Below are 14,930 nucleotides of genomic sequence, written 5' to 3'. Positions count from 1 at the left end.
TCCAGCAAGGCAGGCTACACGCGGGTAATGAAATACGAATCCCTCGACCACTTTCTGAAATCGGGCCGGGCAGCGTTGACCAAGGGGCCGGTCGCATTGGTTTTCGCCGAAGACGATGTCGAGCTTGATGGGACCTTGCGCCATCACTTGGACTTGGGGTTCAAATCCGTGATCGTATTTGCACCGGCCCAGTTTTCGATCCTGCCTGAAATCTTGGACCGGGTGCACCGGGTCACGATGCGCTGCTCGCCCAGAAACGTGGTGTTCGACACCATAAACCGCGTCACTCAGGCGGCGCCAAACATCTGGCTGTTCTACTGCTACAACTCGGAATACCTGTTCTTTCCGTTCTGCGAAACGCGCACGGTCGGAGAGATGCTGGCCTTTCACGCCGAGGAGCGGCGCGACGCGATGCTCTGCCACGTGATCGACATCTACGCCGACGACCTGTCCGCCTATCCCAACGGCGTGGCCCCGGATCATGCGATGCTGGACAGTACTGGATATTATGCTCATTCCCGGCACGAGCGATCGGGACAACCGCTGGAGCGTCAGTTGGACATGTCCGGTGGCCTGCGTTGGCGGTTTGAGGATCACATCCCGTACGAACGGCGCCGGATCGACCGGATCGCGCTGTTCAAAAGCTGCAAGGGTCTGACCCTCCAACCCGATCACACCTTTAACGAGCCCGAGTACAACACCTATGCCTGTCCCTGGCATCACAACCTGACGGCCGCCATCTGTTCCTTCCGCGCCGCCAAAGCGCTGAAAAGCAATGCGGGATCGACCTTTGATATTCCCAGTTTCCGCTGCCCGTCCTCGGTTCCTTTCCAATGGAACTCGCACCAGTTGCTGGACCTTGGCCTGATGGAACCCGGCCAGTGGTTCTGAGGGGGCCGGAACGGCTCAGCGATTGAGCAGGACCGGGAACCAGTCCTCGCGCAGTCGTTGCCCAGCCCGCATGTCATGCCCCGGAAACGGCGGCGACGTCCGGCCCGGACGCTCGACATACCGGGCGTCATCCCCGACCAGCCGCAGCGAGAAGGCGCGGCGCCGGCTGTCGGACTGGTTCCCTCGGGCACCGTGCAGGGTTCGAAAGTTGAAGGCGACCGCATCGCCGGGTTCCATGTCGAACTCAACGATCCGCATCCCTTCGGCCTCGGGGTCTGGCACCGCGATGTACTGGCCCTCGTCAGGAAAGAAACCCTCCTCCGAAACCCAGCGCGTCGGCAACACTTCCTTTTCCCACAGGTGAGACCCCGCCACGCAACGCAGAGTCGCCTGCGTCACCGGGTCGAGCGGCGACCAGAAGCTTATCGTCTGACGCCCTTCCACAAAGTAATAGGGCCCATCCTGATGCCACGGCGTGGCCATCGAGGTGCCGGGCTCCTTTACCAGAACGTGGTCATGGAAAATCTGGACCGAACGGGACTCCATCAGGTCAGCAGCGACCTCGGCAACCGGAGAGGCTTGAATGACCTGCCGAAACTCGGGGATGCGAGACCAGTTGCAGTAGTCGTCAAAGAAACGGCCGGTTTCGCCTACTTTCTTGTTTTCCGACGCATATGGCCCGGGATCAGCCATGTTGCGAGCCACCCCTTCTCGCAAGGCATCGACGTGATCGGCGAACAGGCCCTTGACCAGAACAACCCCGTCATTGCGATAGGTTTCGATCATCTCCGGGGAAACAAGAGGGTGTGGCATTTCGGTCTCCGTCATTTGCTGAGGCCGATTTGCACATGTCTGGCACCCCTGTTCAAATCATATCTTTCAAAATAAGCATTAACTCCATGTTATATATCACCTTGCGCCAATACGAATATGTTTGCGCCATTGGGCGACACGGAAGCCTGTCCGCCGCGGCACAGCACCTGAACGTTTCGCAACCTGCGCTTTCAAACGCGCTGACCCGGGTCGAAGAACACCTGGGCCATCCGCTGTTCTCGCGCCGACGCGGCGCGGCAATGTCGCTGACGCCTCAGGGGCGCAAGTTCATCGACAAGGCCGAAGCCTTGCTGACGAGCGCTGCCCAGATCGAAGAGGCGGAAGCCCCGGTTGCCGGAACAAGCCGTTTGAAGTTGGGCTGCTTTGTGGATCTTGCGCCGTTCCTGCTGGCGCGGGCAATGCAGACGATCAGGGACACTCTTCCCGATATCGTTCTGACCCACGGGGTAGACACTTTCGAAGGCTTGATCGGCGGATTGACCGACGGCCGCTTCGATCTGGCGCTCACCTATGATTTGGGCCTCGATGCCGGTTTCTCACGCCACAAGCTGCTGGACAGTACGCCAAACGCGCTGGTCAGTCCCGCGCACCCTCTGGCCGGGCAAGGCAGCGTTTTGCTTGCCGAGCTTGAGCAATACCCGCTCATCCTGTCCAAAGAAGGTCTGTCAGCGCAGCATGTCCTGGGTCTGTTCCGACGTCATGGACTGCACCCCAGCGTGTCCTACCGCGCGGAATCGCTCGAGATCCAACGCAGTCTTGCGGCCCATGGTGAAGGGGTGGGCATCAGCTATGCCAGCCCGCAAAACGGCCTCAGCTATGATCGGATGCCGCTGCTGAGCCTGCCGATCACCGACCCCGATGCAACCGAGGCCGTGATTCTGGCTCGTCACGGCATCGGCCCTGCGGACACGACAGTCGCCGCTGCTGAACAGGCTCTGGTTAGGTCGCTTGGGAAACTGTGATCAGCGCTTTTTGCGCAGCCGGATGACAACGTCCACCGACGCGATCTCGACCCCGGCCGGCGCTTCGGGCAGACGCTGGATAACCAGTTGGTCGGACGGCGCATCGCTCAGGCGGCCCTCGTCCTCCCAGAAGAAATGCGGGTGGTCATGGGTGTTGGTGTCGAAATAGCTTTTTGAGCCGTCCACGGTGATTTCCTGCAGAACGCCGGCATCGCAGAAGGCGCGCAGGGTATTGTAGACCGTTGCAAGGGAAACAGCATCGCCCTTGTTCTTGGCCGACTCGAACAGGCTTTCGGCGGTGACATGTCGGTGGCGGCCATCGCCCACCAGCAATTCGGCCAAGGCAACACGCTGGCGCGTCGGGCGCAGCCCGGCGTCAACCAACCAGTTCGTAGCGATGTCCCGGCTTTGAGCTGTCATGAAACCATTACCCAATTTCCCCTGCCCCAATATATAAGTGCCGACCACCACCAATTTCAAATGAAATTCATTCGCAACCAGCGGCTCCGGCGGGCCGGATGTGTTCGGGTGGTCTTGCAGGACCTTGCAAACGGGTGATAGACGAGGCCAGATTGAATAAACAGACCCCTGGCAGGAGACGCGGCAGAATGGCCCAATTCCCAAGCAGCTTTGACAAGGACGACCTGCTGAAATGCGCCCGCGGCGAACTCTTCGGCCCCGGAAATGCTCAGCTTCCGGCTCCCCCGATGCTGATGATGGACCGCATCACCGACATTTCAGGCGACGGCGGCGCGCACGGCAAGGGGCATGTCGTGGCGGAATTCGACATCACACCGGGCCTTTGGTTCTTCGATTGCCACTTTCCAGGAAACCCGATCATGCCGGGTTGTCTGGGTCTTGACGGACTGTGGCAGCTAACCGGTTTCAACCTCGGCTGGCGTGGCTGGCAGGGTCGCGGCTATGCGCTGGGTGTGGGCGAAGTGAAATTGACAGGCATGGTGCGCCCTGACCGCAAGATGTTGACCTACTACGTGGACTTCACCAAGGCAGTCCAGACCCGCCGCCTGACCATGGGTGTGGCGGATGGCCGGGTCGAAGCGGATGGCGAAGTCATCTATCAGGTCAAGGACATGAAGGTTGCATTGTCGGAAAGCTGACCCCAGCTGACTGACAGTCAACAGGGAATGGAACACAGGAGAACGCAAATGCGTCGCGTCGTCGTCACCGGTTTGGGGGTTGTCTCTTCCATCGGGAACAATGCCGAAGAGGTTCTGGCCTCGCTCAAGGCGGGTAAGTCCGGCATCGAGGCCAGCGAGCAGATGGTCGAGCACGGCTTCCGCAGCCAGGTTGCAGGGACGCTCAAGATCGATGTGTCGGAACAGGTCGACAAGCGCACTTTGCGGTTCATGGGGCCAGGCGCCGCGTATGCCCATATCGCGATGAGCCAGGCAATCGCTGACGCGGGGCTGAGCGAAGATCAGGTCGTCAATCCGCGTACGGGTCTTGTTGCCGGGTCCGGTGGCCCTTCCACCAGCGCCATGCTGACGGCGCACCAGACCGTTCTGAAAACCGGCGCAACCAAGCGCATCGGACCGTTTGCCGTTCCGAAATGCATGTGCTCGACGATCTCGGCCAACCTTGCGACCGCGTTCAAGATCAAGGGCATCAACTACTCGATCACTTCGGCCTGCTCGACGTCGCTGCATTGCATCGGAAACGCGGCCGAGCAGATCATGCTGGGCAAACAGGACGTGATGTTCGCCGGTGGCGGCGAAGAACTGGACTGGACCCTGTCCTGCCTGTTCGATGCGATGGGCGCGATGTCCTCGAAATACAACGACACGCCCGAAAAAGCCTCGCGCGCGTTTGATCAGAACCGCGACGGGTTCGTGATCTCGGGCGGCGGCGGCATCGTCGTTCTGGAAGAGCTGGAACATGCTCTGGCCCGGGGCGCGAAGATCTATGCCGAGGTGACGGGCTATGCCGCAACCTCGGACGGGCACGACATGGTCGCACCCTCGGGAGAAGGTGGAGAGCGCGCGATGCGCCTGGCCTTGTCCACCCTGCCCGAAGGCCGCAAGGTCGGCTACATCAACGCCCACGGGACCTCGACACCGGTCGGAGATGTGGGCGAAGTCGAAGCCGTCCGCCGGATTTTCGGCGAGGGCAATGTGCCGCCGATCTCCTCGACCAAATCGATGACCGGCCACGCTCAAGGTGCTGCCGGCGCGCTCGAGGCGATTTTCTGCCTCTTGATGCTGCAGCATGATTTCATTGCGCCGTCGATCAATGTCGACTCGCTGGCCGAAGGCATCCAGCCCGGCGAAATTGCAACTGAGGTTGTTGAAAACGCAGGTTTGGACAGTGTCATGACCAATAGCTTCGGCTTTGGTGGCACCAACGGTTCCATGATTCTGTCCAAGTATAACGGGTGATTATGATGTCGGATTCTATGAAGGGTAAGCGCGGGCTGATCATGGGCGTCGCCAATGATCGGTCGATCGCCTGGGGCATTGCCAAGGCCATGCACGAGGCAGGCGCTGAACTGGCATTCACCTACCAGGGCGAGGCTTTCGGAAAACGGCTGGAACCGCTTGCACAGAGCCTGGGCAGCGACTTCATGGTCGATGCGGACGTGACCGATGACGCATCGCTGGACCGGGCCTTCGACGAACTGGCCGCTCGTTGGCCAACGATTGATTTCCTCGTCCACGCCATCGCCTACTCGGACAAGACCGAGCTGACCGGGCGGTTCCTGAACACCACGCGGGCGAATTTCAAGCACTCGCTGGATGTCTCAGCCTATTCATTCATCGAAGTGGCTCGTCGCGCCTATCCGATGATGAAGGAAAACGGCGGGACGCTGCTCACGCTGACCTATCAGGGTTCGAACAAGGTCGTGCCGAACTACAATGTCATGGGTGTTGCAAAGGCTGCTCTGGAATCGGCGACGCGCTATCTTGCGAATGATCTGGGCCCCGACGGGATCCGGGTCAACGCCATCTCGCCCGGACCTATGAAAACCCTGGCCGGCGCGGCCATCGGGGGGGCTCGCAAGACCTACAAGTTCTGCGACCAGAACGCCCCGCTGCGATCGAATGCTACGCTCGAAGCGGTTGGCGGAACGGCCGTTTACCTTGCGTCGGACGCAGGGGCCTGCACCACCGGTGAAATCATTCGCGTAGACGGCGGTTTCCACATCTTGGGAATGCCTCAGCCCGACTTCATGTGACGCGATCTTTCCCTGTCGTTGCCAAGATTTTACCAAACTTCCGCGGCAGGGATATCACATGAGCAAACTAGACCGGATAATCGCGACCAATTCGCGTGCATCTCACTCTCGTCGCAAGGCCGGAGTGCTCAGCAGCCGCGCGCGTACGCTGCTGCTGACCCTGACGACATTGTTGGTATTGTGGATCTTCTATACCCAACCGCAGCTTCGTGAGGCGGTTGGGTCATTGTTGGGCGGCTGAACGCGCGCTGATCAGTTGATCGAAACGACCTCGATGTCGAAGATCAGATCCTGGCCCGCCAGCGGGTGGTTTGCGTCCAGGGTCACGGTTTCTTCGTTGGCGTCCACCACCGTCACAGGCAGCGCCTGACCATCGGGGGTCTGCATCTGCAGCTGGGTGCCGGGGTCCAGCGGGATGTCGTCCGGGATGCCTTCGCGCGGGACGTCCTGGCGCATAGCGGGATTGATCGGCCCATAGGCTTCCTGGCAATCCACTTCGACCCGCTTCTTCTCGCCGATTTCCATACCCGGCAGAGCGGCGTCCAGACCGGGAATGATCTGGCCGGACCCCACGGCGAACTCAAGCGGATCTCGTCCTTCCGAGCTGTCGAAAACGTTGCCGTCCCGCAAAGTTCCAGTGTAGTGAATGCGAACCGTGTCGCCTTGTTTGATTGCGGTCATGACTGTCTCCGACCTGAGTTTGGAATGAGCGGTCCAACCTAGAGACTGACCCGGCAATGTAAACCCTTTTACGCTTTAACCCGCGCATGGCCTGTGCCAACCTGCCCCGGAAGATGGGGAGAGGCAGATGGCGATCACAACCTGCGTTTTCGATGCGTACGGAACCCTTTTCGACGTGGCCGCAGCCGCACGTCAGGCGGCCGCCGAACCGGGCCAGGATGCGCTGCGTGACAAGTGGCCTGAACTGGCCAACCACTGGCGGTTGAAGCAGCTGCAATACACGTGGCTGCGTGCTGTGGCGGACGCACATGCCGATTTCTGGGACGTAACGCAGGATGGCCTGGACTGGGCGCTCGAGGCGACGGGCCTGCAGGGGGATCCTGCGCTGCGGCAGAGACTGCTGGACCTGTATTGGGAACTGCAGGCCTATCCCGAGGTTCCCGCCATACTAAAGGCGCTCAAGGATGGCGGGATGCAGACCGCGATCCTGTCAAACGGATCGCCGCCCATGCTGGAAGGCGCGGTCAGATCTGCGGGTATCGGCGGCGTATTGGACGACATACTGTCAGTCGAAAGCGTCGGCGTCTTCAAACCGCATGCACGGGTCTATGATCTTGTGTGCGACCGTTTCGGGTGCGAACGATCGAATGTTCTGTTCGTCAGCTCGAATGGTTGGGACGCCGCCGGAGCCAGCGGGTACGGGTTCGTTACGGCCTGGGTCAACCGCGCCGGCGAACCAATGGACCGATTGCCGTGGACCCCGGCGCATGTCCTGTCCGACCTGACCTCGATCCCGGAACTGGCGGGCGTTTGATGCCGCAATTCACGACGTCTGACGGTCTGCGCCTGACCTACGAAGAAACAGGCAGCGGCAAGCCGCTGCTGTGCCTTGCCGGCCTGACCAGAAACAGCCGGGATTTTTCCTTCTTCACGCCGTACGCCAACGGAGTACGGGTCATTACCATGGACTATCGGGGGCGCGGAGACTCGGATTTTGATCCGGATTATCGCAACTATTCCGTTCCGCGCGAGGCGCAGGACGTGATCGAGTTGCTGGATCACCTGAAGCTCGATCGGGTCAGCATCCTTGGCACCTCGCGTGGCGGGTTGATTGCCATGACCCTCGCCGCAATTCGCCCCGAACGTCTGAGTGCCGTCATTCTGAATGATGTGGGCCCCGAAATCGAACCGTCGGCCATCGGGCGCATCATGGATTATGTCGGCAAGGTTCCTGTCGCAACAACGCTGGAACAGGCCGCGTTTGCGCTGAAACAGGCAATGGACCCGCAGTTTCCGGGCGTATCGATTGAAACCTGGAGAAAGCAGGCCGCATTCCAATACGAAGAAACCGGCACCGGCCTTCGGTTGCGCTATGACCCCGCATTGAGAACCGCGTTGAAAGAACAGATTGCAGCGGGCCCGCGCGCTGATTTGTGGCCATTGTTCGAAGCCCTGAACCCGCTTACCACCGGAGTGATCCGTGGAGCGAACTCGGACTTGCTGAGCGCCGAGACCCTTACAGAGATGCACCGGCGTCACTCGGGGCTGATTTCGGCTGAAGTGCCCGACCGGGGCCATGTTCCATTTCTGGACGAACCGCAGTCCATTACCGTCATTCGCAAAGTACTGGATTTGATATGAGCACAATTGACCTGATCGAAGCCGCTGCCGTGCGCCTGCAAGGGCACGCGCGCGAAACCCCGATCCTCACATCGCCGTTTCTGGACGACCTTGCCGGGCGGAGCGTTCTGGTCAAGCCCGAGTGTCTTCAACACACTGGAAGCTTCAAGTTTCGCGGCGCGTGGTCTGCGATTTCCGCCCTGGATTCCGAGGCTCGCAAACGCGGGGTGATCGCGTATTCATCAGGCAACCATGCGCAGGGCGTGGCGCATGCCGCTACGCTTCATGGTGTTCAGTCCGTCATCATCATGCCATCCGACGCACCGGCTCTGAAAATCAAAAACACTCGCGCGTTGGGCGCCGAGGTCATCCTATATGATCGCGCCAATGAAAGCCGCGAAGAGATCGGCGAGGCGTTGTCCCGGGAGCGCGGTCTTACGTTGATCCGCCCGTATGACGAACCGCAGGTGATCGCCGGTCAGGGCACCGTCGGCCTCGAGGTGGCGCGGCAGGCGCGCGATCTCGGTGTGACCGACGCCGATGTTCTGGTATGCTGTGGTGGCGGTGGACTGACCTCAGGCGTGGCACTTGCCCTGGAAAAACATGCGCCGGGTCTCAGGGCGCGCCCCTGCGAACCCGAAGGATTCGACGATGTCAAAAGATCCCTGGCCTCGGGGTCCGTTCAGACCAACAACGCAGCCGCAGGCAATATCTGCGACGCGATCCTGACACCGCGGCCCGGTGATTTTACCTTTCCGATCCTCCGTCGCCTCTGCGGACCGGGATTGGCGGTATCGGAAGACGAGGCTCTCCGCGCCATGGCCTTGGCGTTCCTGCGCCTCAAGGTCGTTCTGGAACCGGGCGGGGCAGTCTCGTTGGCGTCGGCGTTGTTCCGCAAGAACGAGATCCAGGGCGACGCCGTTATCGTCGTGGCATCGGGCGGGAATGTCGATCCGCAGGTCTTTGCCCGCGCGTTGGAATTCCTTACCTGACAACGGGTTAGGACAGATGCAATAAATCGCGGCGTAAACTGTCGGAATGATCGCAGCAGAAAAGGCTGACCAGATGCACATCGCTGATTTCGGAGATGTTCAGATTCACTATCGCCTGGACGGTGACCCGGATGGTCCACCTTTGGTTTTTGCCAATTCGTTGGGCACCGACATGCGCTTGTGGGACCCCGTGCTACCTCTGCTTCCCAAAGGTCTGCGCATCATCCGCTATGACAAACGGGGGCACGGCCTGTCTTCGCAACCGGATGGTCCCTATTCGATGGGAAGTCTGGTGCGCGATGCCGAGCGGCTTCTGGACTTTCTCGAGGTGCGGGATTGCGTCTTCGTCGGCCTGTCGATCGGCGGAATGATCGCGCAGGGACTGGCCGTCAAGCGGATGGATCAGATCCGGGCGATGGTCCTGTCAAACACGGCCGCCAAAATCGGGACGCCCTCTATGTGGGCCGATCGGATGGCCGCCGTTCGTGCAGGTGGGATCGAGGCGCTGGCCGACGCAACCATGGAGCGCTGGTTTTCGAAAGCATTTCGGGATACCCCCGATGTCGAGCTATGGCGCAATATGATGGTACGCCAACCGGTGCAGGGGTATCTGGGCTGCTGTTCCGCCATCTCCGGCACGGATTTCTATACGCCAACCAGCGGGCTCAGACTGCCGACGCTGGGAATTGCGGGCTCGGAAGATGGCTCGACCCCTCCCGATCTGGTGCGCGAAACCGTCGACCTGATCCCCGGCTCCCGGTTCGAGCTGATCCGCAAGGCCGGGCACCTGCCCTGCGTCGAGCGGCCCGAGGTCTACGCCGAGCTGCTGAACGCTTTTCTGCGAGAAACCGGACATATCTGAAGGAGGTCACGGTGGCGGAATTTCTTCTTGTTCACGGGTCTTGCCACGGCGCATGGTGCTGGCGCGATCTGATACCGGAACTTGAGAATCTGGGGCATTCGGTCCGTGCGATCGACCTGCCCAGCCATGGATCGGACCCGACCCCAGTATCCGAGGTCACGCTCGAGACATGTCGAGATGCGGTTTTGAATGCCACGACCCCGCAAACGATCCTTGTCGGCCACTCCTGGGGCGGCTACCCGATCAGTGCGGCCGCCGAATTCGCCCCAGACCGGATGCGGGCCCTGATCTATGTCTGCGCCTACGTGCCGGTCCCCGGGCTGTCGATGATAGAAATGCGCCGGCGTGCACCAAGGCAGCTGATTGGCGATGCGGTCGAGAAATCGGCAGACGGACTGTCCTACAGCGTGTTGCCGGACCGGGTGCAATCCCTCTTCTACCACGACTGTCCGGCCGACGTTGTCACCTATGCCCTGGCCCGCCTGTGCCCGCAGGCGATCCGCCCGCAGGACACGCCGTTGGTTCTGAGCGAGCGTTTTGACGGAATTCCCAAGGCCTATATCCTCACCATGGATGACCGGACGATTCCAACTGAATACCAGGAAGAGATGAGCCATTGCGCGCCGCCCGAATTGCGCCTGACGATCGACAGCTCCCATTCTCCATTCTTCTCGCATCCGGCGGATCTGGCCCGCCAATTGGACGCAATCGCTACCCGCGTCTGAGATCCGGCCGGGTCAAAGCTGACGTACCGTCAGTCGAGATTTTCGCCTCGATCACAAAAGACCGGGTTACAACACGACAGGCTGACGACTAAGGTCCTGCAAAATAAGTCATTCGTGCGGTTTCATGCGTCTTCCTTTTCTGTTCGTCCTCGGCACTGTTATGATCGATGCCATGGGCATCGGACTGGTCATGCCGATCATGCCTCAGCTGATCGTCGAGGTTCAGGGCGGCTCTCTGGCATCGGCAGCCATCTGGGGCGGGATCCTCAGCACGGCCTTTGCCGCGATGCAATTCCTGTTCGGTCCGGTGCTGGGCAACCTGTCGGATGCTTACGGACGCCGCGCGGTCTTACTGGTTTCCCTGTTTGTCATGAGCTTGGACTACGTGGTCATGGCCATGGCCGGCAGCATCTGGCTGCTGCTGATCGGCCGCATCGTGGGTGGCATCACCGCGGCCACCCACTCTACCGCAGCGGCCTTTATGGCGGACGTTTCGAAACCTCATGAAAAGGCCGCCAATTTCGGTCTCATCGGAGCAGCTTTTGGTGTGGGTTTCGTCCTCGGCCCTTTGATGGGCGGATTGCTGAGCGAATACGGAACCCGCGCCCCGTTCTGGGCGGCTGCCGGATTGTCATTTGCGAATTTCCTGCTGGGCCTCGCGGTCATGCCTGAGACGGTGACCGACAAGAACCGCCGCGGATTCCGCTGGCACCGCGCGCGTCCTGACAGCGCATTACGTGCCATCGCCGCCCTGCCCGGCATCCGACCGTTGCTGTGGGTATACTTTTTGTACTCGGTATCAATCTACGTCTATCCCGCCATCTGGTCATACTTCACGACCGAGCGTTTCGGTTGGTCACCGCAGATGATCGGGTTGTCACTCGCGGTCTACGGATTGGGCATGGCGGCAGTTCAGGGCGGCTTGATCCGCCCCGCTACCCGCCACTTGGGAGAGCGGACCACGATCGTTTGGGGCATGATCTTCGAGATCGTCAGCTTTCTGGCCCTGGGTTTTCTCACAAACGGCACAATTGCGTTGATGCTGATTCCGATCACCGCACTGGGCGCCGTCGTGACGCCGGCCCTTCAGGCACAGATGTCACGCGCAACACCGGATTCGCAGCAGGGAGAGCTTCAGGGGGTTCTGGCCGCGCTCCACGCGCTGTCGATGGTGATCTCCCCGTTGGTGATGACCACCGTTTTTGCCCAATTCGCGCGGGTTGATGCAGCATTCTATCTTCCAGGGGCCCCGTTCCTGTTGGCATTGCTGCTGATGCTGGCCGGATTCGTCCTGTTTCTGCGTGCACATCCCAGCGAAACGTAACAACGACACGGGAATGACGGTTTCAGCCTTGCGGACCGCAGATTCCCGCGTCACCGTGGCCCAAACCAAACGAGGGATCCATGCAGACCATCAAAGCCGCCGTATGCCGCGCCTTCAACGAACCGCTTGTCATCGAAGACATCCAGATCGCGCCGCCCGGCATGGGCGAGGTCGAAGTCACGTTGGATGCGGTGGCGATCTGCCATTCTGACATCACCTATGCCAGCGGCGCTTGGGGCGGGTTTCTGCCCGCCGTCTACGGGCACGAGGCCGCCGGTGTGATCTCGGCCGTCGGAGAAGCCAGCGGAGGATTCAAGGTTGGCGATGCGGTCGTGGTGACCCTGATCCGCGCCTGCGGGTCCTGCCCGTCCTGCGCCAGCGGCAAGCCGGTGATCTGCGAAACGCCCTATGACACAGTCAAGGGCCCGCTGCGCACCGCGGATGGCGGGCCGCTGGAACAGGCGATGGCCTGTGGCGCCTTTGCCGAAAAGGTCGTGATCAGCCACCGCCAGATCGTCAAGATACCCGACGCGATGCCCAAGGACGTGGCCAGCCTGCTGTCCTGCGGGGTGATCACCGGCGTGGGGGCGGCGGTCAACGCCGCGCAGTTGCGCCCGGGTCAGGATGTCGTGGTCATCGGCGCGGGCGGTGTGGGCCTGAACGCGATCCAGGGCGCGCGGCTGGCCGGGGCCCGGAGGATCGTGGCCGTCGACATGACCGAGGAAAAGCTGGAAATCGCCAAGGAATTCGGCGCCACGCATGGGGTTCTGGCCACGCTGAAAGAACCGTGGAGAGCAGCCTACAAGGCCCTTGGCGGTCGCGGGGCCGATGCGGTTCTGATCACCGTCGGTGCGATCCCCGCCTATGATCAGGCGCCCCGCTATCTGGGTCGCGGTGGCAAGGCGGTGATGATCGGCATGCCGCATTCCGGCGCGCAATCCAGCTATGAGCCGGTCATTCTGGCGGCCCTGGGTCAGGGCATGGTCGGGTCGAAGATGGGCGACGTGGTGATCCAGCGCGATATTCCGTGGATGATCGATCTGTATGAACAGGGACGTCTGAAGCTGGACGAGCTGATCTCGGGTCGCTGGACGCTGGAACAGATCAACGAGGCCATCGAGGACACCAAGACCGGTTCGGCCAAGCGCAACGTGATCGTATTCGACCGGGGCTGACGGCCCCGGACCACCGGCGGGAGGAGACCGGATGAAACTGCAGGATCTCGACATCATCGTGACCGCTCCGCCCGCGCCGGGCTGGGGCGGGCGCTATTGGATTCTGGTGAAGGTCACCACCGATACCGGCATCACCGGCTGGGGCGAGTGTTATGCCTCCTCGGTCGGTCCCGAGGCAATGAAACACGTCATCCGTGACGTCTTCGACCGCCACATGGCCGGCGAAAACCCCGAGAATATCGAGCTGATGTTCCGCCGCGCCTATTCCAGCGGCTTCACCCAGCGCCCCGACCTGACGGTGATGGGCGCATTTTCGGGGCTGGAAATCGCGTGTTGGGACATTCTGGGCAAGGACCGGGACCGCCCGGTATACGCTCTGATCGGCGGCCGGATGAACGACCGCATCCGCGCCTACACCTATCTCTACCCGCTGCCCCAACACAACTTGACCGATTTCTGGACCTCGCCCGAACAGGCCGGGGAAAGCGCCGCCGAAATGGTCCGGCGCGGCTTCACCGCGGTCAAGTTCGACCCCGCCGGCCCCTACACGATGCGTGGAGGACATATGCCGGCCATGTCCGACATCTCGATGTCGGTGGCCTTCTGCAAGGCGATCCGTGACGCCGTGGGCGACAAGGCCGACCTGCTGTTCGGCACCCATGGCCAGTTCAACACCGCGGGCGCCATCCGTCTTGGGCAGGCAATCGAGCCTTATTCGCCGCTGTGGTTCGAAGAGCCCACCCCCCCGGACATGATCGAGGACATGGCGCGCGTCGCCCGCAGTGTCCGCATCCCCGTGGCCACGGGCGAGCGGATGACCACCAAGGCCGAATTCGGCGTGGTTCTGCGCGCCGGCGCGGCCGAGATCCTGCAGCCCGCCTTGGGCCGGGCCGGTGGTATCTGGGAGATGAAGAAGGTCGCCGCCATGGCCGAGGTCTTCAATGCGCAGATGGCGCCGCATCTCTATGCCGGGCCGGTGGAATGGGCCGCGAACATCCATCTCGCGGCCTCGATCCCGAACCTTTTGCTGCTCGAGACCATCGAAACGCCGTTTCATGACCAGCTGATCAAGGGCTCGATCCGGGTCGATAACGGCTTTGTCGAGCCGCCTTCGGCCCCCGGCCTGGGCATCGAGGTCGACGAGGAACTGGCCCGTGCCCACCCCTATTCCGGCGACGGTCTGCACCTGCAGATGCAGGAAGCCCCCTGCGACTATGTCAACGGCAATGCGTTTCAGGGCGGGGCCCCGGCAACCGAGGGATGACAATTTCAGACAAGTTGGTGCATACTGCGTCTACCCCTTATTTCCATCCCCAAGGTACCACGTGACTTTCACTGACGCCGAATTGACGACCCCACAATCCGAATTGCCCTCGGAAATGGAGGAAAGCGCCGCGCAAGCAGCGGCTTTCCTCAAGACGCTGGCGCATCAGGGCCGCTTGATGATCCTGTGCCATCTCGCGGCCGGAGAACGCTCGGTGGGCGAGCTTGAAGCCTTGCTCAAGTTGCGCCAGGCCGCGGTCAGCCAGATGCTGGCGCGTCTGCGAACCGAAGGCCTGGTTTCAACCCGCCGAGAGGGCAAGACGATCTACTATTCGCTGCGTGACGGCAAAGCCAAGCAGGTGATCGAGTTGATGCATTCCCTGTTCTGTAGCCCGCAGGCCTGAACCT

The 14,930-nt window shown here is 61.3% G+C and carries 18 protein-coding genes; 15 read left to right on the top strand and 3 right to left on the bottom strand.

The genetic code is table 11. The features are described from left to right. Positions 1–27: 27 nt before the first annotated feature. Positions 28–891, top strand: coding sequence for a glycosyltransferase family 2 protein (locus GOW72_RS04035; RefSeq protein ID WP_170365339.1), 864 nt, complete (start codon positions 28–30; stop codon positions 889–891). A 15-nt stretch (positions 892–906) separates the two neighbouring features. On the opposite strand, the gene GOW72_RS04030 is transcribed toward GOW72_RS04035, so the two are convergent. Continuing rightward, positions 907–1,704, bottom strand: coding sequence for a phytanoyl-CoA dioxygenase family protein (locus tag GOW72_RS04030; protein WP_170365336.1), 798 nt, complete (start codon positions 1,702–1,704; stop codon positions 907–909). An 86-nt stretch (positions 1,705–1,790) separates the two neighbouring features. Between GOW72_RS04030 and GOW72_RS04025 the strand changes: the two genes are divergently transcribed. Further along, complete coding sequence (locus GOW72_RS04025; RefSeq protein WP_170365333.1) at positions 1,791–2,687, top strand: LysR family transcriptional regulator; 897 nt, start codon at positions 1,791–1,793, stop codon at positions 2,685–2,687. On the opposite strand, the gene irrA is transcribed toward GOW72_RS04025, so the two are convergent. Beyond that, positions 2,688–3,107: an iron response transcriptional regulator IrrA gene (gene irrA / locus GOW72_RS04020; RefSeq protein ID WP_170364932.1), complete on the bottom strand. Its 420-nt coding sequence runs from the start codon at positions 3,105–3,107 to the stop codon at positions 2,688–2,690. It lies immediately after the preceding gene. A 188-nt stretch (positions 3,108–3,295) separates the two neighbouring features. On the opposite strand from irrA, the gene fabA reads away from it, so the two are divergent. From fabA to GOW72_RS04000, 4 genes are read left to right on the top strand one after another with little or no spacing between them, the layout of a single operon-like run. Then, positions 3,296–3,805, top strand: coding sequence for a bifunctional 3-hydroxydecanoyl-ACP dehydratase/trans-2-decenoyl-ACP isomerase (fabA, locus tag GOW72_RS04015; RefSeq protein ID WP_170365331.1), 510 nt, complete (start codon positions 3,296–3,298; stop codon positions 3,803–3,805). Positions 3,806–3,853: 48 nt separating this feature from the next. Then, positions 3,854–5,083, top strand: coding sequence for a beta-ketoacyl-ACP synthase I (gene fabB / locus GOW72_RS04010; RefSeq protein ID WP_170365329.1), 1,230 nt, complete (start codon positions 3,854–3,856; stop codon positions 5,081–5,083). A gap of 5 nt (positions 5,084–5,088) precedes the next feature. Then, positions 5,089–5,880, top strand: coding sequence for an enoyl-ACP reductase FabI (locus GOW72_RS04005; protein WP_093965010.1), 792 nt, complete (start codon positions 5,089–5,091; stop codon positions 5,878–5,880). A gap of 58 nt (positions 5,881–5,938) precedes the next feature. After that, positions 5,939–6,121, top strand: a complete 183-nt coding sequence (locus tag GOW72_RS04000; RefSeq protein ID WP_170365327.1) for a hypothetical protein — start codon at positions 5,939–5,941, stop codon at positions 6,119–6,121. 11 nt (positions 6,122–6,132) lie between these two features. Here the strand turns inward: GOW72_RS04000 and GOW72_RS03995 are convergent, their stop codons facing one another. After that, on the bottom strand, positions 6,133–6,561 hold the full coding sequence (locus tag GOW72_RS03995; RefSeq protein WP_170365325.1) for an FKBP-type peptidyl-prolyl cis-trans isomerase: 429 nt from the start codon (positions 6,559–6,561) through the stop codon (positions 6,133–6,135). Between the two features lie 127 nt (positions 6,562–6,688). On the opposite strand from GOW72_RS03995, the gene GOW72_RS03990 reads away from it, so the two are divergent. From GOW72_RS03990 to GOW72_RS03950, 9 genes are all read left to right on the top strand, one after another. After that, positions 6,689–7,375, top strand: coding sequence for a haloacid dehalogenase type II (locus tag GOW72_RS03990; protein ID WP_170365323.1), 687 nt, complete (start codon positions 6,689–6,691; stop codon positions 7,373–7,375). Then, positions 7,375–8,202 (top strand): alpha/beta fold hydrolase, encoded by an 828-nt coding sequence (locus GOW72_RS03985; RefSeq protein ID WP_170365321.1) that lies wholly within the window; start codon positions 7,375–7,377, stop codon positions 8,200–8,202. The genes GOW72_RS03990 and GOW72_RS03985 overlap by 1 nt, the downstream gene beginning before the upstream one ends. Next, a complete protein-coding gene (locus GOW72_RS03980; RefSeq protein ID WP_170365319.1) occupies positions 8,199–9,173 on the top strand; it encodes a threonine ammonia-lyase in 975 nt (324 codons plus the stop codon). The genes GOW72_RS03985 and GOW72_RS03980 overlap by 4 nt, the downstream gene beginning before the upstream one ends. 73 nt (positions 9,174–9,246) lie before the next feature. Further along, complete coding sequence (gene pcaD, locus GOW72_RS03975) at positions 9,247–10,035, top strand: 3-oxoadipate enol-lactonase (RefSeq protein WP_170357069.1); 789 nt, start codon at positions 9,247–9,249, stop codon at positions 10,033–10,035. Positions 10,036–10,046: 11 nt separating this feature from the next. After that, the gene (locus GOW72_RS03970; RefSeq protein ID WP_170357068.1) at positions 10,047–10,760 is read left to right on the top strand and encodes an alpha/beta fold hydrolase; all 714 of its coding nucleotides are present in this window, start codon (positions 10,047–10,049) and stop codon (positions 10,758–10,760) included. A gap of 124 nt (positions 10,761–10,884) precedes the next feature. Next, on the top strand, positions 10,885–12,084 hold the full coding sequence (locus GOW72_RS03965; RefSeq protein WP_093964576.1) for a TCR/Tet family MFS transporter: 1,200 nt from the start codon (positions 10,885–10,887) through the stop codon (positions 12,082–12,084). 80 nt (positions 12,085–12,164) lie between these two features. Next, the gene (locus GOW72_RS03960) at positions 12,165–13,259 is read left to right on the top strand and encodes a Zn-dependent alcohol dehydrogenase (RefSeq protein ID WP_170365317.1); all 1,095 of its coding nucleotides are present in this window, start codon (positions 12,165–12,167) and stop codon (positions 13,257–13,259) included. A 31-nt stretch (positions 13,260–13,290) separates the two neighbouring features. Further along, positions 13,291–14,523, top strand: a complete 1,233-nt coding sequence (locus GOW72_RS03955; protein WP_170365315.1) for a mandelate racemase/muconate lactonizing enzyme family protein — start codon at positions 13,291–13,293, stop codon at positions 14,521–14,523. Positions 14,524–14,638: 115 nt separating this feature from the next. Next, the gene (locus GOW72_RS03950) at positions 14,639–14,926 is read left to right on the top strand and encodes an ArsR/SmtB family transcription factor (RefSeq protein ID WP_170340532.1); all 288 of its coding nucleotides are present in this window, start codon (positions 14,639–14,641) and stop codon (positions 14,924–14,926) included. Positions 14,927–14,930: the final 4 nt, after the last annotated feature.

The sequence above is a fragment of the Ruegeria arenilitoris genome (assembly GCF_013032855.1).
GTDB lineage: Bacteria > Pseudomonadota > Alphaproteobacteria > Rhodobacterales > Rhodobacteraceae > Ruegeria > Ruegeria arenilitoris.
Note: the sequence above shows the minus strand (reverse complement) of the source record. Positions and strands in the feature narration are given on the sequence as shown.